General features: G+C 69.6%; 15 protein-coding genes. 6 read left to right on the forward strand and 9 right to left on the reverse strand.

Annotated features, from left to right (window positions below):
- Positions 1 to 34 precede the first annotated feature (34 nt).
- The 6 genes from DWB77_RS35870 to DWB77_RS35895 form a co-directional block, all read right to left on the reverse strand.
- Entirely contained in the window at positions 35 to 583 is a 549-nt protein-coding gene (locus DWB77_RS35870) for a GNAT family N-acetyltransferase (protein ID WP_120726789.1), read from the reverse strand.
- Between the two features lie 353 nt (positions 584 to 936).
- Entirely contained in the window at positions 937 to 1,959 is a 1,023-nt protein-coding gene (locus DWB77_RS35875) for a CehA/McbA family metallohydrolase (protein ID WP_120726791.1), read from the reverse strand.
- Between the two features lie 282 nt (positions 1,960 to 2,241).
- Positions 2,242 to 2,424, reverse strand: a complete 183-nt coding sequence (locus DWB77_RS35880; RefSeq protein ID WP_162952690.1) for a hypothetical protein — start codon at positions 2,422 to 2,424, stop codon at positions 2,242 to 2,244.
- A 336-nt stretch (positions 2,425 to 2,760) separates the two neighbouring features.
- The gene (locus tag DWB77_RS35885) at positions 2,761 to 5,784 is read right to left on the reverse strand and encodes a tetratricopeptide repeat protein (protein WP_120726795.1); all 3,024 of its coding nucleotides are present in this window, start codon (positions 5,782 to 5,784) and stop codon (positions 2,761 to 2,763) included.
- Positions 5,785 to 7,647 (reverse strand): HSP90 family protein, encoded by a 1,863-nt coding sequence (locus tag DWB77_RS35890; RefSeq protein WP_120726796.1) that lies wholly within the window; start codon positions 7,645 to 7,647, stop codon positions 5,785 to 5,787. It abuts the gene before it with no gap.
- A 495-nt stretch (positions 7,648 to 8,142) separates the two neighbouring features.
- Positions 8,143 to 9,120 carry a hypothetical protein gene (locus DWB77_RS35895; protein ID WP_246033760.1) on the reverse strand — a complete coding sequence of 326 codons (978 nt, stop codon included), beginning with the start codon at positions 9,118 to 9,120 and terminating at the stop codon, positions 8,143 to 8,145.
- Positions 9,121 to 9,416: 296 nt separating this feature from the next.
- Here DWB77_RS35895 and DWB77_RS35900 point away from each other — a divergent pair, with 296 nt between their 5' ends.
- From DWB77_RS35900 to DWB77_RS35920, 5 genes are all read left to right on the forward strand, one after another.
- The gene (locus DWB77_RS35900; RefSeq protein WP_120726797.1) at positions 9,417 to 9,935 is read left to right on the forward strand and encodes a hypothetical protein; all 519 of its coding nucleotides are present in this window, start codon (positions 9,417 to 9,419) and stop codon (positions 9,933 to 9,935) included.
- Positions 9,936 to 10,169: 234 nt separating this feature from the next.
- Complete coding sequence (locus tag DWB77_RS35905; RefSeq protein WP_120726798.1) at positions 10,170 to 10,766, forward strand: NAD(P)H-dependent oxidoreductase; 597 nt, start codon at positions 10,170 to 10,172, stop codon at positions 10,764 to 10,766.
- A 197-nt stretch (positions 10,767 to 10,963) separates the two neighbouring features.
- Positions 10,964 to 11,845, forward strand: a complete 882-nt coding sequence (locus DWB77_RS35910; protein ID WP_162952691.1) for a hypothetical protein — start codon at positions 10,964 to 10,966, stop codon at positions 11,843 to 11,845.
- A 644-nt stretch (positions 11,846 to 12,489) separates the two neighbouring features.
- Positions 12,490 to 14,064: a trypsin-like serine peptidase gene (locus DWB77_RS35915; protein ID WP_246033762.1), complete on the forward strand. Its 1,575-nt coding sequence runs from the start codon at positions 12,490 to 12,492 to the stop codon at positions 14,062 to 14,064.
- Between the two features lie 202 nt (positions 14,065 to 14,266).
- Positions 14,267 to 15,325 (forward strand): helix-turn-helix transcriptional regulator, encoded by a 1,059-nt coding sequence (locus DWB77_RS35920; protein ID WP_120726802.1) that lies wholly within the window; start codon positions 14,267 to 14,269, stop codon positions 15,323 to 15,325.
- Here DWB77_RS35920 and DWB77_RS35925 read toward each other — a convergent pair.
- Positions 15,316 to 16,296: an SDR family oxidoreductase gene (locus DWB77_RS35925; protein WP_120728625.1), complete on the reverse strand. Its 981-nt coding sequence runs from the start codon at positions 16,294 to 16,296 to the stop codon at positions 15,316 to 15,318. The genes DWB77_RS35920 and DWB77_RS35925 overlap by 10 nt on opposite strands.
- Before the next feature lie 245 nt (positions 16,297 to 16,541).
- Positions 16,542 to 17,540: an ArsR/SmtB family transcription factor gene (locus DWB77_RS35930; RefSeq protein ID WP_120726805.1), complete on the reverse strand. Its 999-nt coding sequence runs from the start codon at positions 17,538 to 17,540 to the stop codon at positions 16,542 to 16,544.
- 231 nt (positions 17,541 to 17,771) lie between these two features.
- Between DWB77_RS35930 and DWB77_RS35935 the strand changes: the two genes are divergently transcribed.
- Positions 17,772 to 18,164, forward strand: a complete 393-nt coding sequence (locus DWB77_RS35935; protein ID WP_120726807.1) for a hypothetical protein — start codon at positions 17,772 to 17,774, stop codon at positions 18,162 to 18,164.
- 519 nt (positions 18,165 to 18,683) lie between these two features.
- On the opposite strand, the gene DWB77_RS38100 is transcribed toward DWB77_RS35935, so the two are convergent.
- Positions 18,684 to 18,974, reverse strand: coding sequence for a hypothetical protein (locus DWB77_RS38100; RefSeq protein WP_162952692.1), 291 nt, complete (start codon positions 18,972 to 18,974; stop codon positions 18,684 to 18,686).
- Between the last annotated feature and the right edge of the window lie 96 nt (positions 18,975 to 19,070).

Genomic DNA, 19,070 nt, shown 5'->3' on the forward strand with positions numbered 1-19,070 from the left:
GACGGCATGTCAGGACAGGCTGGGGACGAGCCCGTCAGACACTGCCGCCCGGCCGGTCGACGCGGTAGAGGTAGTGGGTCCGGTCGTCGACCGGGTTGTCCGGCTCCAGGTCCCCGACACCGACTCGGCGCAGCCCCGCCCGCTCCAGTGCCCGCCATGAAGGACGATTGGCTGCGGCCACCGGGACGAGAACGCAGGGGGCGGCCGGGTGATCGGCCCAGGTTCGTGCGATGGCGAACTGGATCATCGCTGTCCCGACGCCCTGGCCGGTCTGGAGGGGATCACCGATCAGATAGTCGATGGTCATCGCGCCGTCAGGTACCGGAATGATGGCTGCCAACTCGGCCAGGTAATCCGGGTAGTCGTGCAGGCGCGAACGCTGTACGAGACCGACCGGCCGACCGTCGAGGAAGGCAAGCAGGTCCTCCGACGGCTCCTCGCCTCGGGCAGCGGGACCGAAGTCGCGCGCCACCGCTTCCGCTGTGGTCTCGTGATTCCACCACCGCTTCACGTGGGGCTGCTGAAGCCAAATGCCTAGCAGAGGGAAGTCCTGCGCGACGATCCGACGCCACGTAATCTCCATGAGCGCGCTCCCGGGATTCCTGTCAGGCTAGCGTGCTGCCCGAACCACGCCCAGGGGGCCGCACCCACCCAAGTGCCCCCTCCGCCAAGCGAATTGGTCCGCCAAGCAGCAGCGGGGGCTGATCATTGCAAACGGCCGACGAGTGTTCCCCTTTGCCGGGGGAGGGGGTGCGGCGGTGGCCGGGCAGCCGTACGGGGTCAGTCTTCGCGGGCCCGTTCTCCCTCCTCGGCGAGCCACAGCCGCGCCTTCACCGCCGTCACGGCGGTGAACGACGAGGGCTTTCCGCAGTGGCGCGGCCCGCCACGGTACGGGCGTAGATGGCATGAGCTGAACGAAGGTCAACCGCCCGCGGTTCAGGTCAAGATGACCGGATTGCTGAGTGCTGCCATGTTCCCGTTCACGTAGCGAACCTCGCTGCGAACGAACGCCGATTCCTCGGCGGTGATGTGCCATTCCACGGTGCCCGATCCTGTGTCTGGCAACGATTCACCGAACACTTTTCCCCTCTCGGTGTGGAGGCTGACAGCGCCGCCGGGCACGCCCCGTACGTCAACACGCACCACCGCTGGCTCATCGCCGGTTTTCAACCATTCACCCATCGCGACGCTGCGATGACCGTTGGAGACCGTGAACGACAGGTCGATGGAATGCGAAGCGGCGATCCAGCTGTGGCCGGCGCGGATACCGGCGAGGACCGCATCGGTACTCAGCTCGCCAGCCAGCACGACAGTGTGTGGGCTGCCGATCTGGCCTTCCAGGTGGGCGTCGCTGTTCCCTACCGCAGGCCGCCACCGTCCTTGGTGGATCTCTGCGGCCAGACTGCGTCCCCACTCTGCCAAGGCCGCCTCATTATCCGCCTGCCATGACACATCCGAACTCCACTGCCCGTTCCACACCTCAACCACGTCGAAGCCCCGGTACGGGTACATGAGCGTGCCCGAGGCGTAGGGAGCGTACGGATGAGCCGCCACGCAGAGCCCACCGGCGCGGCGAACCTCCGCCAGATGCCGATCGATCACGTCGTCCCGCACGCCGTAGCGCCAGTCGACTACCTGACCTGGTTGCAGCCCAAGCGCGAGCCAGTGTCCGGTCCGAGTGACGACCTCCTGGCCCAGGATCACCACTAGGTCGTCGCCGATGTGCCGGCTCCAAGAGCCGTGCGTTTCGGCAGTGTTGTGCTCGGTGATCGCCAGGAAATCAAGCCCCGCCGCGCGAGCACCGACGGCAAGCTGTGCCGTCGTCAGCTCCCCGCCGTTAGAGCACACCGAATGCACATGGCAGTCGCCTCGGTACCAGCCACGCCCCCGACCGGCTGCCCGCACAGGCGGGAACTGAGGGTCCGTCAGATCCCTTCCCGCTACGTCACCGCTATCCATTGGAGAAGCCTAAGCGTTGTCCCGGGAAGGGTTCGCGGCGGTGCGGGATGAGCGGGGCGGTGCCGCGGTGACCGCCGTTCGTGGTCACCAGGCGATTGACGGGGCTTGGGGCCGGCGGATCATGTATTCCTAGGCCTCAGGAGCGTCCGTTCTCTGTCGACGGGCGCCGGGGGATTGGGTTGACGCGGCCGTGGTGGGCGGTGCAGATCCGGTGCTTTCCGCAGCGGAGGCACTCCGCCCCACTGCGAGCCCGGTTGCCCCATCGCAAACCCGGTTGCCCGACTACGAACCCGGTTGTGCGAGCACCCCCGTCACCCACCAAGTGACGATCAACCCGCCCGGCAGGACGAGCAGCGCCGTGATGAACATCCACGTGAGCGCCGGAGTGGTACGCGCGGCCAGCTTGCGGCAGAGGGACAGTGCCAGCACGAAGTAGAGGGCGAGGGGAATGAGGAGTAGCTCCAAGCCGGCACCCACGGCGTCATGCCCCTTCTGTGACGCGGGAGTTGGGGCCGGACCGGAGACTTTGACGCGCGATGGCTTGCCTGATGCGTTGCCCTGACATGAGCTCCCCCTTGTTTTGAATGCGTTCAATTTACGGGTGGATCATAGCTCTGGGCGTGCGGGGTGAGGAATCCACGTTCGTCTGAACGGCCCGCTACTTGCTCTTGGGCCGCCGTGCATGCCAGCACCGCCGCCCGCCCCGGCCGACGGTGCAGCGACGGGCAGTGAAGGGCAGCCTTGGCGTGAGGCGACGGGCCCGGCCCCCTAGGTGACTGGGGCCGGGCCCGGGGAGGGGGCTCAGCCCTGCTGTCGCCTCTGGTAGTCCTGCCGCAGGGCGTCCAGGATCTGGGCTGCCTCCGCGAGGTCTGCCTTGCGGGCTCGCTGTGCTGCCGTCGCCAGGCGGGCGATGGCCTCCTTGAACTGGCCGAGGCCGTTGCCCTCGACCAGGGCCGCGATCCGGACGGCTTCCGCGCGCGGCGCTTCGCCGTACTCCCCGCCCTGCTCGTAGGCGGCGACGGCGGCCTCCGCCTCGGCCAGGGCCTTCGGGAAGGCTTCGGCGTCCGCGAGGACGCGGGCGCGGCGGTAGTGCACGGCGCCCGCCTCGTACCAGGGGACAAAACCCTCGGTGCCGTCCGGTACGGCGGACCGGACCGCGTCGGCCTGGGCCAGGTGGTCCAGGGCCACATCCACGGCGTCGGCTCCGCGGGCCAGCATGACCAGACGCGCGAACTCGCACATCATCTGCGTGATCTGGGACGGTCTCGGGCCCTTGGCGTGCGCGGCGACGGCGCGTTCGTAGGCGCTGCCCGCCGCGTCCCAGCGCTCGGCCATCGCCAGCGTGACGGCCGTCTCCGCCGCCGTCATGGTGTGCAGCTCGTGCTCGTCCTCCCATGCGGCTACGGTGTCCGCGAGCCGCAGGAACTCCTCGGCCGCGGGCAGGAACTCCTCCAGCTCGCGCAGCCCGCGTGCCAGCGTCAACCGCGTCTGGGCGACCAGGCGTTCGTCGAGCGTGGAAGCCGTCTCGTCGGAGAGGACGGATTCCAGTACGGCGACGGCATCGGCCTGCTGCCCGGCGCGCGTCAGGACGTCGGCGAGTTGGAGCCGGGTGCTGGCGGCCTCGTCGTGGTCCCCGTTCTGGTCGAACCGGGCGGCGGCCTCCGAGAGATGGCGTACGGCACGGTTCGTGTCACCGAGGTGGGATGCGGCGTGGCCGAGGAGCGCGTGGGTGGGAGCCATGGCGAAGTCGCGGTCGTCGAAGCGGACGGCGTCGGCTAGCGCCTGGTGCAGCAACTCCGCTGCTTCCTCCCACTGGTTGGAGGTCAGCAGGAACTGGGCGAGCAGGGCCCGCGGCCGTGAACCGCGCCAGGGACGACCGGACGCCTCAACGTCTTGCAGCGCCGCACGCAGCTCGGTCACAGCGCGCTCGACGTCACCGCGCCGTCCGGCGAGGTCGGCCGTCAACTGCCGTGCGTTGGAGGTCTGGTGAGGAACCGTCAGGCGCTCGGCTTCGCTGTGCAGCGTACGGACGGACTCCTCGAACCGGGCCACGGCCGAGCCGGAGGGCTCCGGCAGTCCGCGCAGAACGTCCTGGTAGGCCGCGAAGATGCGGGAGAACAACACCGTCAGGTATTCCAGCACCCGCGCCGCGGCCGGGTCCTCCTCGGTCGCGGCCTCCCCGATGCCGAAGGCACCCCCACCGAGCGGGGCCGCGGTCTTGAGGCGTTCCGCCTCGCTCAGCACTTCGTCGAGACCGGCTCGGACGGCATCCGCATCCAGGCGCTCGGTTGCCTGATCCGCTCCCTGGCCCTCGCCCGCGACGTCGTCCTGCGTGTCGCTGACGGTGGTGGCCGCCCAGGCCAGGACGCGGCTGCGCGCGGAAAGCGCGTGCCAGGGCATGCCGAGCCCTTCGAAGAGGACGGTGGCCTGCTTCAGTTCGGCGACGCTCTCCGTGTGGCGGTCCTCGCGCGCGAGCAGGAAGGCCCGCTGCTCGGCGAGTTCCGCATGGAGCAGGTCCTTGGGGCCGAGCCGGTCGTCGTGCGCGGCGGTGCCGTCGGCGAGGCGCGCGGCGATGCGGACCCACAGCCGTTCGGCTCCGGGGTGCCCCACGGCTGCCATGCGCCGGGCCTCGCGCACCAGGGCGACGAAGTCCTGGGGGGCCTCCGGTTCGGCGGGCGCGGGTGTTGCCGCCAGGACCGTCGGCGAGGTCTGGCGGGGCAGGGAGGTCCGCAGCCCCAGCGGCAGCGGCTCCGCCACCAACGGGCCCTGATTCAGGCGCAGTTGACGGCGGCACGAGACGGCATCGGTGCCGTTGCGATCGTCGAACGCCCTGGTGAGCCGGGATGCCTCGGAGCGTATGTGGGTGAGGAGTTCACCGATCGTCCAGTTCTTTCCCGGAGGACCGGCGACGGCGGTGCTGTCATGTCCGTCCGCGGCGAGGCGGGCGAGCAGGACCTCGGTGCCGGTGAGGAAGTCCAGATGGGCCAGCGGAGCGCCGGTCGCCTCGAACAGTGAGCGGTTCTCGGCGAGGATCTCCAGGCCCCGGCCCTCGTTGCGCGAGAGCGCGCAGAACTCCACGTGCAGGCCGACCTCGTCCTGCATGCCCGTGTTGCCCCTGACCCGCCGGTAGCCGGTGAGGTGGTGGGAGCGGGCCTCGTCGAGACGGCCCGTCCGCAGCAGCGGCAGCAGGGCACGCGCCTGGCTCATCTGGGGTTCCTCGGTGCAGCCCATGCCCTCGGTGAGGACCGGACGCCAGGTGTCGAGCGCCCCGGTGTCGTCGCCTGCCAGCACCTGGTGCCAGGCGAAGTGCCGGGTCTCGCACGCTTCGCAGTCGCTCAGCTCGGTACGGGGGCGGGTGGCCCACAGGTCGTAGGCGTCGGCCACGCCGGCACCGGTGTGGGATGCGACGTGGTAGCGCATCGTGGCCACCGGCTGAAGCCCGTGGTCGGCCCCTTCGTAGCGGATGCGCATCTGGTCGATCCAGCCGTGGACGGAGGCGAGCGGCACCTCGGGCACCTGGAGCAGGGACGTCGTCACCCACTTGAAACGCCAGAAGACCTGGTGGGCCTCCCACTGGCTGAACGACGCCGGAGTCGTGTCCCACAGCTTGAGCAGCCGGGCGAAGACGACGGGCGCCTTGCGGTGCTCGCCGGTGAACTCATACGCCGACATCAACTCGAGGAGGGCCGTGACGAGGACGTCGGGCTCCTCGAAGGGCTCGGCCGCCTCGACGAGCTCTTCGGCGGTGATGGTGCGCTGCCGACCGTGCGCACGCTCGTTGTTCTCGCGCAGCGCCTCGACCACGGCCTCGGGGGTGTCCAGCATTTACAGTTCCTTCCTGGGCTCGGAGCCGGGTGCCGCCGTGCCGGGCTGGTGCATGGCGTGGGTGAGCAGGCCGATGAAGGCCCGGTTGAGCAGAGCGCTCTCACTGGCCCGCAGGGGGCGCCGGCTGAGCAGCAGGGCCTGGCCGTAGAGCGCTTCCGCGGCGGTGACGGCGAGTCCGCGCTCGGTGATCGTGAGGGCTTGGCGGACCAGCGGGTTGAGATGGTTCAGGACGAGCTGGGCGCGCGGGGACTCCTGGCGCAGCGAGCCGAGGATGTCGGCCCACAGCCCGTCGCTCTCGGCGGCGAGACTCGACCGGGTCCGCTCGTGGCGCGCCTCCCGGTTGTCGAGCAGCAGGGCGGGAGCGGTGACGGGCTGGAAGTCCCGCAGGACGACGTCGCAGTCGTGGACGCCGATCGTGTCCCGGGCAACGGCGAGGAAGGAGGCGGCGCGCAGTTCGGCGGCCGGGTCCACGGCGTCGAGATGCGCGGTGACGGTGGCGGGGTCGAGGTCGGTGACGCTCGTGCCGGGGCGGATCTCGGGCAGCCGGTGCACGAGGTCGCGGTCGTAGGTGTAGCCGCCGTTCACGACGCCCAGGCCTGCGGCCGCCGCGATGGGGGCGACCTGGCGGAACTCCTCGACGCTGCGGGTCACCAGCAGAGCCGGGTGCGTCCGCGCGAACTCCTCCAGGGTCACGTTGCCGTCGGTGGTCTCGAACGGCAGCCACGGCAGCACGATGCGCAGCAGTTCGTCGTCGTAGCGGGCGAGCGCCTTGACCGCGAGGTGGTGGGTGTCGATGAAGCGGTGCAGCAGCGAGGGGTCGCTGGCGGCGAGCCCGGTGAGCCAGTCACGGATCCGCTCACCCAGCGCGTCCCGTACGGCGGAGAGCGTTCCGTCCTCGTAGAGCGCCTCCCGGGACGCGGTCGGCCGCAGACTGGTCGTGTCGACCACGCAGCGTACGAAGAAGGCCCATTCCGGGAGCAGTTCGGGGGCCTGGTCCGTCAGCAGCATGCCCTTGAGGTGCACCCGGTGCCCCGCACGCTGCGCCGGGCTCACGGCCGTCGGCAGCACGTACGCGACGCCGCGCAGGCCGGCCGCCGGAAGGTCCAGCTCGATGGTGTCGAGCGGGGTGAAGTCGAACAGGGTGCGGCAGTGCGCGGTCATCGCCTCGCGGCGGGCCAGCGGCGAACGGTGCGCCTGCTCCCACGGCGGCGTCTCGTTGACCTGGTGAGACTCGCCCCGCGCTCCGACGACGGTGACCTCGTGCCGCAGCAGCCCGCCGTAATGCCGGGCGAGTGCGACGACCTGGTCCGGGCTCGTCCACTCCGCGGTGTCGACCCGCGGCACGAGCCTGACGGTGGTGCCCGGCTCCGGCACCGTGGAGGCGGGCAGCGTACGGATCGTGTACCGGCCGTCGGAGTGGCCGCGCCATTCGACGGCCGCCGCCGACGGATCGGCGGCGGTGCGGCTGAGCACCGTGATCTCGTCCGCCACCACGAAGCAGGCGAGGAGTCCGATGCCGAACTGGCCGATGAACTCGCCCCGGGCGGCGTCGAGTCCGGCGCCGTCCAGGGCGCCTTCACCGGTCCGCTTGGAGCTGCGCCCGATGGTCGCGAGGAACCGGTGGACGTCGGCCTCGGTCAGCCCGATGCCGGTGTCCGTGACGGTGAGGGTGTCGCCGGTGCGCACCGTGATGGAGCCGGGCGCGCCCGGGTCGATCGCCTGCCGGGCGGTGATGGCGTCGACGGCGTTCTGCAACAACTCGCGCAGATAGACGCGGGGGCTGGAGTAGAGGTGGTGGGAGAGCAGGTCGACCAGGCCGCGCAGGTCGACCTGGAAGGTGTGAGCGGTCTCGGAGTGAGGCACCTGGTGAAGTCTTTCGGTGAGTGTGCCCGCGTGTGCCGTGTGACGGCGCGGGCGCGAACGAGGACGCGGACGCGGACGGAAGGAGAAGGGGAGGAACGGGAGGCCGCGCGTTGCGCGCGGACCGGGCCGGGGGCGGCGCAAGCGGAACGGGGTCGGTGAACGTGGAGGGACCGGAGCCGGGCCGGATCTCAGCGGGCCGGGTCTCAGCCCGGCCGAATCTCACCGGGGCCGGATCGCACCCCCGCAAGACCTCACCGGCGCAGCCACCCCGAGCCGGGCCCATCGACCACGCATCTCGCATGGAACGGATGGCACCCCGGCCGCCCTGCCACTCAACTGCCCACGAAAATAAGCGTGTTGAGTGGAAGAGTGCACACCCGGAGCCCTGAACCGATGACGCAACAGGGACACTCAGGCCGGGCGCGGCAAGTACCGCAGACGCCCCGGACCGGTCCGCGTCGGTCGATCGGCTGCCCGGCGGCCCGGCGGCCCGGCTCAGCGTCTGGCCGCAGACCGCAGCTCCCGGTAGGCCGCCGCGGGATCGGACCCGTTGAGGTAGTGCCACGGGGACTCCGTGACCCGCCCCTCGGTGGCGTCGAAGCACTCCCGCGCACCGCCGTGATCACCGGCCAGCGCGAAGGCCATGGCGAAGGTGTTGAGAACCTGGAGCCACGCTCCGGACCGGACGAAGTCCGGGTGTCGGAAGGAGTGGTCGGCCGCCTCCCGCAGGGAAGCCGTCACCGCGGGCTGCCGCATGTACGAGGTGTCCGGTCCCGAGTCGAGGGAGAGCCACTGCTCGATGTGTGCCATCGCGACGAGCTGGCCGAGCAACGTGCCTCCGGGCGCGCCGAACGCGGACTCGCGGGCGAAGGCGTGCATCTCCCCGTGAGATCCGCTCCACTTGTCGCAGACCTGCTGCAACTGCTGCTGGTGGGCGCCCAGATGGAACGGGTCGCGCCGCACGGCCGCCTCAAACCGGCGCCGCGCGGTGGCCTGCCCGACCTGGAGCCCGCGGCCGGTCATCTGAAGTCCGAGCCAGGGCGAGGTCCACGACGGCTCGCGCTCCGCGGCCTCGTACAGGTGCTGCTCGGCCGTGCGCAGCCGGGTGTGGAACACCTTGAACTGGTCACGGGAGACGTGCGAGGCCCGCGCCCCCGTCCGGGCCTCCCAGCCCCAGCTGACGTAGCGGAACCCCGCCACGAGCCGGGGCAGCGCCGCTTCGGGTTCGGCGTCGACGACCCGGTCGATCCACTTTTCCACCCCCGCCGTGTCCCCGGCGGCCCGCACCAGCTCCGTCCGGTCCTCGCTCTCGGAACGCGCTTCGAGTACGTCCCGCAGCGTGTCCCAGTCCGCCGACGCCGCGGCCTTGCGGACCCGCGCGACGTCGGGATCCCCCGAGTCCTTCTGCACGCGCGGTACGAACCGGCCGGCCCGTCTCCCCAGCGTGAGCCCCCATCCACGGAGCACCGCCATGTCCCCACCCCTTGTTGTCTGCAAACGGGGAGGCCCATGGTCTCTCCCTCGTGAAGGTAGTGACTATCACGCGGGTCGGACAATCGCACACCCATTCATGGCTCTGGGGCCGTGCCCACGAACTCCAGCGAAGGCATGGACTCGACCCGTTGCCGGTTCATGCCCGAGGGTGAACTGATGCCCCGCGGTCTCCTCCGCGTGGGGGAGGTGCTTCGACTGTTGGAAGGATGCTGCCGGTTGCTGGGCGCTGACATCGTCGAGGGGTCGTTCCACCGCCTCACCCACCGGAGCTCGTCATGACCCTCCCGTTGCCGAACGCCCGAATCGCCGCCCCTCGCTGGGCAGTTGGGGCGGCCTGGGCGACCGTGTTGTGCACGGTGCCGTCATGTGTGTGGCGGCTCTCGCTCGCCTGCGGGGTCGACGTCGGCTTCACTGGCCGGCTCGGCTCGCTGTACAAGGGAACGTCGATCACGGTCTACGTACTGCTCCTGTCGGTGACCTCGCAGGCGGCCGCATGCCTGACGCTGGCCCTGGTGAAACCCTGGGGTGAGCGGGTCCCGCGCTGGGTTCCAAGGCTGGGTGGCCGCCGCATCCCACCACTGGTGGTCGTCATCGCCGCAGCAATGGGTGCCATCGCGGTCATGGCGCTGTGCGCGGCCATCACCCTGGCGCCAAACGGACCGCTGGACAACCCGGACTTCCCCCATGGTTCAGCGGGCGTGATCATGGATCTCTGCTATGCCCCGCTGCTGGCCTGGGGGCCGCTGGTCGCCGCCCTCACGATCGCGTACGCGCGGCGCCGTCGGGCCGAATGAGGAGCCGCAGCGATTCGCGACGCCCGCGCGACGAACCCGCAAGTGCGCAGGTGCTCGGCCGCTGTTCTGCCGCAGACGGTGAACCGGCGGATCACGGGCGGCCGGTGGCTTCACCCGCGTCCTGTAAACCGGTTCCTTGAGCGCGCCTCACCGGCCATGATGATCAGCCGAGTCCGAGTGAGGTCGACCGCAAGCCCCGCTCGGCCGACGACACTGATGTCCTTTGGGGGATGAATGCCGCGTATAGGGGTCTACTTGGCGCATCCACGGCCTGGCAGCTTCAACCACGCCGTGTTCCACACCGTCGTGCAGCACCTGCGCCATCTCGGATGCGAGGTTCTCGCGCATGACCTCTGCGCCGAGGAGTTCGCCCCTGGGCTGACTGCCGACGAGACGGAGACGGTCCGATCTGCCACGGACACGCACGATGCGCAACTGGCCCTCCACCGGGCGGAGGTGGCCACGCTCGACGCCATGGTGTTCGTGCACCCGAATTGGTGGGGCATGCCACCCGCTGTCCTCACCGGCTGGGTGCAGCGTGTCCTCGCGCCCGGCGTCGCCTACAAACTGGGAACCGCGGAGGGCGAGCCCGAAGGGCTACTGAGAGCCGGCCGGGCCCTTGTCCTGAACACCTCTGACACCCCTGCCGACCGCGAAGAGGCGGAGTTCGGGGACCCGCTGCAAAGCATCTGGGCGTCATGTGTCCTGCCCTACGTGGGAATTGCCGATGTTCACCGGGTCGTCTTCCGAACGCTCGCTGACTCGTCCGACGAAACCCGCGCCTCCTGGTTGCATGAGGCACGTTGTCACGCCGCTGCGTTGCTGACCTGACGCATACGGCGTTCCATGCACCTCGCGCGGTAGTGGAGCAGGGATACTCCCGCGCGGCCGGGCATGATCCGCTCGTAGAACTGGCGGCATCTCCGCCCCACGGCAGAAAGGGAGTTGTAGAAAGATCACCGCGTGGCGCAACCTGGGCTGTCGCGTCACCCTCTTGTCAGGTGCGCAACCATCGGGGGAGGGGAACTGTGTTCGGCAGAGCAGTGCGTGCCTTGGCCGCGGTCGGCCTTGCGGTGCTCGTGGTGGGGGTTCCGGACCAGGCGGTGGCAGACGAGCAGCACACGCTCTCGGCCGCAGCCGCCGCAAGTCCGTCTGCCGGCCCGCGCCTGGAGTTCGACTGGGACAAGGTCGAGGTAGGGGCGCGGGTTGCGATGAGCGTTACGGGCATGCCCCCGGGCTGGGACCAGGTAACCGTCACGTCCCCCGCCCTGAAGAAGCCGGTGGCACTGACACCGGCGAGCCCGGGTGCTCCCGAGTCCAGCCGGTTTCCCAAGGCCAAGGCAGAGGCTGTCCGGGACGACATCGCGCCAGGGGTGTATGCGGTGACCGCCGTCAGCGGCGGCCGCCCCGTGGCGACGGCGAGTCTGACGGTCGTCCCCCCGGCCGCTGCCGAGATCGCCCGGTTCGTGGCAGGCCCGAAGGGAGGAAGGCTCGGCGTGGACGACTCCACGCCGAAGGTCGTCGTCCGCCCGGGCAGCGACATCGTCGTCCTCCTGGCCGACTACCACCCCGCCCGAAACGAGGACGCCCTCACCGTCAAGTCCACTGCTTTCACAGGACCTTTGACCATCCAGAAGGGCAACTCGGACGCCCCCGGCTGCAAGTGTGACGACGGGACCACGGTCTACGCTGGACACACCACTCTGCGGGACGACATCCCTGCGGGCACCTACCCACTCACCGTTGTCAGCCACCACGGGCAACAGACCAGCAGCGCCCAGCTGAAGGTGGCTGGCGATCCGGTGCGTCACTATCGGCTCTGGCTCATCGGGGGAGCAGCCGTGGTGGTCCTTGGGGCGGTCGCCGGGCTGGTGCTTCTCCGCAGGCGGAGGGCCGCCGCAGCAGCGTAACCGCCTTTACCGGACGTGTTGCCGGACGCGTGGTTCTGCCCGGGGGAGCGGGGCGGGCCGGGCGGCTCCTTCCATGCGCGGTGATCGATCCCGGCACGCCCATGTCCTCCCGCTCCTTCCCGGCCCGCCGCATCCCGTTCTTTTCCTGCTGTCCCTGACCCATGCCGGGCGGGGCTATGTCTATTTCGACGACCAGAGAGCATTCCTTGCCTACACCACACGTACGAATACGCCACCTTGCCGTTTCAGCAGTGTGCAGCGCGCTGCTCCTGGCAGGCGGTGGCCCGCTGGCCTACGCGCAGGACGCGAAGCCGCGGCCCTCGGCCACCGTGCCGACCGCGGCCCCCTCAACCGTGGAGTCCCCTGGACCCAGACCTTTCAACACGGCCCTTCCACCAACTGCGGCCCCGAGCACACACCCAGCAGCGCCGTCACCTCCCGCCGCCAAGAGTGAATCGCCTTCCACGGCCGACCCTGGGAAGAAGACCGACAGTGGCCGCGGCGACTGGTCGGTCGATGACGCCGTCCGGTTCTGGACTCCGGAACGCGTCGCCTCCGCCACCGACCCGGCGGGCCGCCCCGCATCGACGAGTGTGAGCGGGCGCAGCGGCGCCAAGAGCGCGCCCAAACTGCCCCAGGGCTTGATGGCGGCATCCGAGATGCCGACCGCCGAGCACATCCTGGGCGTCAAATCCGTCGGCATGCTCTTCTCCGCGGAAGGCGAACCGACGACCGGGCAGATGCGTGCGCACTCCTGCTCGGCCAGCGTCGTCGAAAGCGGCGGCCACAACCTGATTCTGACCGCGGGGCATTGCGCCTTCGGCAGCAACGCGATCTTCGTCCCCTGGTACCGCGCCGAGAACTCGGTCGGAAACCAGCAGTACGGGATCTACCGGGTCGAGAACTGGTTCCGCGACCCCCGTTACGTCCGGAACTCCAAGGGCGCCGTCTCGGATCTGGACTTCGCGTTCGGCACGCTGAAGCCCACCAACGGCAAGAACGTGCAGGACGTGGTGGGCGCCAACGCCCTTGTGCGCACGCCCGGTTACAACAACAACCTGACGATGGTCGGCTACCCGTTCAGGGGCAGCAACGACCCCGAAGACCATCCCGTTCGCTGCCCGGTCCGGACCGAGGCGCTGCCGGGCTTCTACCAGATTCAGGCCCTGTGCCGAGGCATGTGGAGCGGTGTCTCGGGCGGCCCCTGGTTCTCGAAGATCGACTGGGCTACGGGGACCGGTGAGATCGTCGGCAACGTGGGCGGCTACAACGGCGGCGGCAACGACGCCAACGTCGACTGGGTGACATACAGCCCGATGCACGGCGACTGGTTCTTCCAACTCTACGAGGACGCCAAGAATAATCGGCCCGTCAAGCGCGACGCCTCCTATCAGCAGCCCCCGCTCCCGTTCTCCCTGGGGGGCGGTGACACCTGGATGCACGCGCGGCTGTTGGCGTCGGGAGAGTACACCGGGGACGGCAAGGGCGACCTGATCGTGGTGTGGACCGACGGTGAGGTCTCGCTCTACACCGGAGACGGCCAGGGCGGGTTCGCCGGTGAGCGCCAGTTGACGGCGCCCAATGAGTCCTGGAAGGACGTCAAGTCCCTGACCGGCGGCGACTTCTCCGGCGGCAGCGGATCCGACCTGCTGGTGGTGTGGAACAGCGGGGAGGTACGGATCCTCCCCGACGTCGGTGCCAACGGTTTGGGCGGCGGCATCAAGCTGGCCGACGCGGGGTCGATCTGGAGCCACGCGGACCAGATCGCCGGCGGCAACTTCGGCACCGCGAACAACGTGAGCGACCTCCTGGTCCGCTGGAGCGACGGCGAGGTTACCAACTACACCGCGGTCGGTGACAAGGGCTTCGGCACCGAGCACCAGCTGCAACAGCCCAACGACGCCTGGAAGCAGGCCACTCTGGTCACGGCGGGCGACTTCACCGGCGGCGCCAACTGGGACACGCTGGTGCGGTGGTCGGACGGGCGGGTTTCCCAGTTCCAGGAGACCGGTCCCGGAGGTCTGGGCAACGAGGTCCAGATGGCTCCGCCCCAGAGCATCTGGACTCATGACGTCGTGATGACGGCAGGCAGTTACGACTCCAACGGCTGGCCGGACGACCTCATCATCCGCTGGTCCGACGGCGAGACGACGATGTACGCCCACACCGGCGCACAGTTCGGCGCGGAACGCACCCTGGTCCAGCCGAAGCAGAAGTAGCCGAGTCCAGCCTTTCCGGACCCCAAGTTCGACCGTTCCGGGCCTCAAGTCCGGTCTGGCTGGGCCCAGTTGGCCTGCCGGGGCGCGCACCTTCCGCGCCGCCCCGGCAGGCCGACACCCCAGCGATGAGTGTCCCTCTCCTCGCGGAGCAAGCGGGGGCAAGAGGTCCTGTGGCGTTGGTCCGGTGGGTGATCCTTGGAGGATGCGTGCCGCCCGCCTGATCCGTATGGCCCTCCTGATCCAGTCGAACCCCGGTCTGACCGCAGCCGCTCTCGCCCGTGAGCTGGAGATCTCCGAGAGGACCGTGATCCGCGACGCCCAGGCGTTGCAGGAGGCAGGCGTTCCCGTCAGGTCGGAGCGGGGCCGCGTGGGCGGGTACTTCCTCGCTGCGGGATACCGGACCCGGCTCACCACGCTCCACCCGAGCGAGGCCGAGACGCTGTTCCTGTCCGGTCTGCCCTCGGCGTTGCAGGATCTGGGGCTGTCGGACGCGGCGCAAACCGCCCGGCTGAAGCTGACCGCGACCTTGCTGCCGTCGGTACGCCAAGCGGCCGAGTCCTCGGTCCGCCGCTTCCACCTCGACGCGCCGACCTGGTTCCGCGAACCCACCACCCCGGAACTGCTGCCGGATCTGGCCCGCGCGGTGTGGGCGGACCGGGCCGTCGAGCTGTCGTACGCCCGGCCGGGCCGCGACGGCGCACCGTCTTCCGTCGTGGCGCGAGTGGTGGAGCCGTACGGGCTCGTACTGAAGGCCGGCACCTGGTATGCCGTGGTCCGCGTCCCCGGTGAGCGGGAGGATCCCGAGGGTGGCTGGCGTACGTACCGCGTCGACCGGATCACTTCCCTCGGCCCCGCTGCCGGAGCGGAGGAGCCGTTCGTGCGTGATCCGGCCTTCGAGCTGGCCGCGCACTGGGAGGCCCGCGCGGCCGCGTTCGCCCGCACCCTGCTGCGCACCACCGTCACGGTCCGGCTGACCGGGTGGGGGCTCCAGCGGCTCCCGGCCGTCGTGGACGGGGCCGCCGTCGCGGATGCGCTCGCCTCCGCGAGCGCCCCGGACCCCGCCGGCCGGGTCACCCTTGACCTGCCGGCGGAGTCCGAGGACGTCGCCTTCGATCAGCTTGCCCGGCTGGGCGCGGACGCCGAGGTGCTGGCCCCGGCTTTCCTGCGCGCCCGCTTCCGTGAGCGCGCAGCAGCTCTGGCCGCCCTCTATCAGGCCGACCGCGAGGAGCCGGACCCGAGGGAAACCGAGGATCAACGGTAGTCCTCGGGGGAGCCCTCCTTGCCGCGGGCAACGTCCTCGAAATACGCCCAGGCGTCCGGCCGGCTGCCGTCCACGTCCGTCACCCCGTAGAACCGGGCGAGTTCCCCGCTGGAGGTGGACTTACCGTTCCACCGCTTCGCGCGGTCCGGGTCGGCGGCCAGCGCCGCGACCGTACGGGCCAGGTAGCTCGGGGACTCCGCGATCGCGAACGCCGGCTCCTGGGCGATCGCGTCACGCCAGTTCTCCTCACGCACACCGAAGTGGGCGAGCATCTGCTCCGACCGCAGGAAGCCCGGCGACACCGCGACCGCCGCACCCCGGTACTCGACCAGCTCCTGACCCAGCCCGAACGCGAGGCGGATCGGGGCGTTCTTCGCCAGGTCGTAGAACATGTTCTCCCGGTAACGGCGGTTGGAGTGCGCGGTGCCGTCGGTGACCTCCACGTGCAGCGGCGCGTCGGAGCGGATCAGCAGCGGAAACAGCAGCGCTGCCGTGATCACGTGCGAACGCACGCCCAGCTCCAGGATGCGCAGCCCGTCAGCGAGCGGTGTCTCCCAGCTCTTCTTCCCGAACACCGAGGCGGCCACGAGGTGTTCGCCGCCCCACAGGTCGTTGACGAGGATGTCGAGCCGCCCGTACTCCCGGTCGATCCGCTCGACCAGGGCGCGCACCTGCGCTTCGTCGAGATGGTCGGTGGGAACCGCGATCCCGGTGCCGCCCGCCGCGGTGACGAGTTCGGCGGTCTCCTCGATGGTCTCGGTGGTCCGGCCGACCTCGCTGGTCCGGAGCCGGGTGGTACGGCCGGTGACATACACGATCGCCCCGGTCCGGCCCAGCTCCACAGCCTGAGCCCGACCTGCCCCGCGGGTGGCACCCGCCACGAGCGCGATTCGCCCCAGGAGCGGACGCGTCGGGCTGCCGACGTGCGTGGTTTTCTGCGTGTTCTGGTTGGTGATGTCCTCGTTGGTCATGCGGTCCATCGTTCCTGCCAAAACTGACAGAACACGTCACCCTTTGCCGAAGGCGTCGCGCAAGACCTGTTGATGCAACGAGTCATTGATTTGCTCTTGATCAGGATCGGGATCGGGATCAGGCGGTCGCAGCGATTGCGGAGCGGAGCGGCCGTGCAACGTCGGGCCGCCGGTCACAGACGAAGTTCGATCCTTCTCAAGGAAGTTCGACCGCGAAATCGATGCGTCACGCGGCGAGTTCGGCATCAGCGGGCGCGCGGGGCGCCGCCCAGTAGATCGGTGGCGCGGGGGGTCTGCTGATAGCGGACGTGTTGGCCGCTGCGGGTGCGGGTGACCAGCCCGGTGCGGTGCAGGATGCCGAGGTGGTAGGAGACCGTGCTGGTGGCGAGGAAGTTCCGCTCGCTCAGCTCAGCGGTGGTGCGGGCGGTGTGCAGGTCGGCCAGGAGGCGTGCCCGGGTTGCCCCGAGCAGGGCGTGGACGGTCGGCCGCAGGCGGTTCTCCGGCCCAGGCCGACAGGGGTAGGCGAACATGGGCTGCCGGCCGGCGGGGCCCGGTATCGAGTCGATGACCATGCGTAGGTCCGTGGTGAACACCGAGGGAGTCAGGACCAGACCAGTGTTGCCGGCGCTCTGGCCTTGGAGACGGCTGACCAGCATCAGTTGGTCGTCGTTACAGACCATCCTGGGGTGCAGGGTGGTCAACATGCCGGACAGGCCGTGGCGGGCAATGGTCTGCGCCCGGTGGGCGATGTCCTCCTCCATGCGGGTGCGTAAGGCCGTCCATTGCGGGGCGAGGGCCGAATCCCACAGCCGGTGTAGCTCCGCCGCCGCCCGTTCGGCGAAGTCCCGCTCGCCCCGTTCCATCGCGTCGCGCAGAACGGCGGGAACCGTCCGGCCCGCCAACCGCTCCGCGCTGACCCCCTGAGCCATGATGTTCAGCTCCCAGCGCAGACGAGCGGAGCCCGTAGTGGCGACCGCGTGCAGTTCCTCCTGCAATACGGTCTCCGGGGCCTGCGGCTGCGGCGTCAGGAAGTCCGGTACGTAGTCCCACGAGCCGCCGAACATCGAGCCCAGCAGGCTGAGCTTCCGGTCCCGGAGAGTCTCCTGGAGCCTGCCCTGCCAACCCCCGCCCCCAGAACGCTGGTTGTCACGCATGAGGCGGAGCGCGCCGACCACGGTACTGAGCGGAGAGATCGCGAACCGGGTGTTCGCGAGTACGGCGCGGTCCATGTCGAGGTAGAACACGACACCCCCCGGTTCAGGTGTCGGCCGCCCGAGCGGCCGGCGTCATGAGTGTTCGAACCTGATCGAATCACTCGGAGGGCAAGCCCGTCATCCCGTTCCCTTGATTTGGGAACGGGCAGCACGGCACCGATCACCGCCCGCTCCCACCGGGTGGACCCACGGGGAACGCATGAAAGGTCCACCCCCTAGAGGTTCTGGTCATTGGTTTCTTCTCCCTGTCAGGAGGCAGGCATGAGACTCAAGTTCGGACGACGGATCGCCTCGGTCACGGCACTCGCGGCGGTGGCCGCGGGGGCACTGGGGATGTCCACCGGCAACGCGTCGGCGGCCACCTGGGACTGGCTGAGCACGTCCAAGGGTGTGGGCGTCTACAGCCAGCCCCACACGTGGTCCACCAAGGTGGGCGCCCCGGACCTCTTCCAGGCAGACGGTGACGGGGTCTACGCGTACTGCTGGACCATCGGCGACTACGCGGGCAATGGCAACGTCTGGTACGGCGTCAGCCGGGAGTACTACGGCGGGGGCTGGGCGCCCTACTACTCCGGGTACGTCTACGGCGGGAACACGGACGACAACAACCTGTTCCACACCTACTTCAACAACGGCTCCTGGGGCCACTGCTAGCCGCCCAGGCCCCACCAGGCCCGCGCGGGCGCCGACCTCGGCCGCGCGCGGGTCGCTCGGAGTTGGTGACGGTCGCGTGGGCCTGGCTCCAGCGCTGCACGGCTTGCGCTTGGCGGCCCTTGAGCGGGTGCGTGGCCGAGGAGGTCGTCCACTAGCGTGACTGCCTCACACCGATCCGGTCCCGGCCGGCTGGGCGCCCGACGGAAAGCCCCCGAGCGGAGAGTGTCCGACTGGTGGCCCGCCGCTGCGCCGAGGGCGCCTACCGGGACATCCAGACCGAACGCCCTTGTCGCTCCCTCGGCAACATCCTGCAACCGCTTGACGAGTTCTTCCATATTCGGTTCGGGGCAGCTGTCCGGATATGAAACTCGGAGCACGTGAGCAGGCTCATGGATTCGGCCATGAATCAGGTCATCTGCGGGAGTTCTTCCCGGTCGCCCGTTATCACGATCTTCCCGTTGGCTTGGCGAAGTCCGCGGCAGATATTTTGAAGGCCGTCATGGATGGGGCGGGCTGTGGTCAGCGCCAGAGTTCGGGGATGTCCTGGATCTGTGCGTAGAGATCCCAGTTGCCAGGCTGTTCCTTGGGGGAGTGCCACTGGGCGCCGTGTCCGATCCAGTACCCACGGAGCTCACGGGTTGCATCGAGTCCGGCTGGCTGTGTCTGCGGGTCCCAACCGCAGCAGCTACAGATCGCGGAGCTCGGCCAAGTTCCTTCGAAGAACGGCCCTGCGGCGTAGCCGCACACGCGGCACAGCTCTTCGTCGTCATTGCTGCGATTGGGATTTTTCAACGGGTCGATCTCTTCCATGGAGCCCATTCTGTCCCGTCTCCGTACGGGGCTGACGCGCCCAGGAGTTGAACGTGTGGCGGCGCCTGAACGTGACCCGCCGTGTTCCAGCCGAGG

Source organism: Streptomyces hundungensis (assembly GCF_003627815.1).
Classification (GTDB): Bacteria; Actinomycetota; Actinomycetes; order Streptomycetales; family Streptomycetaceae; genus Streptomyces; species Streptomyces hundungensis_A.

Excerpts from the sequence above, each read along its gene's own strand:
- DWB77_RS35870 (WP_120726789.1), bottom strand. The coding sequence starts at position 583 with ATGGAGATTACGTGGCGTCGGATCGTCGCGCAGGACTTCCCTCTGCTA.
- DWB77_RS35875 (WP_120726791.1), bottom strand. The coding sequence starts at position 1,959 with ATGGATAGCGGTGACGTAGCGGGAAGGGATCTGACGGACCCTCAGTTC.
- DWB77_RS35885 (WP_120726795.1), bottom strand. The coding sequence starts at position 5,784 with ATGCTGGACACCCCCGAGGCCGTGGTCGAGGCGCTGCGCGAGAACAAC.
- DWB77_RS35895 (WP_246033760.1), bottom strand. The coding sequence starts at position 9,120 with ATGGCGGTGCTCCGTGGATGGGGGCTCACGCTGGGGAGACGGGCCGGC.
- DWB77_RS35900 (WP_120726797.1), top strand. The coding sequence starts at position 9,417 with ATGACCCTCCCGTTGCCGAACGCCCGAATCGCCGCCCCTCGCTGGGCA.
- DWB77_RS35905 (WP_120726798.1), top strand. The coding sequence starts at position 10,170 with ATGCCGCGTATAGGGGTCTACTTGGCGCATCCACGGCCTGGCAGCTTC.
- DWB77_RS35915 (WP_246033762.1), top strand. The coding sequence starts at position 12,490 with ATGGCGGCATCCGAGATGCCGACCGCCGAGCACATCCTGGGCGTCAAA.
- DWB77_RS35920 (WP_120726802.1), top strand. The coding sequence starts at position 14,267 with ATGCGTGCCGCCCGCCTGATCCGTATGGCCCTCCTGATCCAGTCGAAC.
- DWB77_RS35925 (WP_120728625.1), bottom strand. The coding sequence starts at position 16,296 with ATGACCAACGAGGACATCACCAACCAGAACACGCAGAAAACCACGCAC.
- DWB77_RS35935 (WP_120726807.1), top strand. The coding sequence starts at position 17,772 with ATGAGACTCAAGTTCGGACGACGGATCGCCTCGGTCACGGCACTCGCG.
- DWB77_RS38100 (WP_162952692.1), bottom strand. The coding sequence starts at position 18,974 with ATGGAAGAGATCGACCCGTTGAAAAATCCCAATCGCAGCAATGACGAC.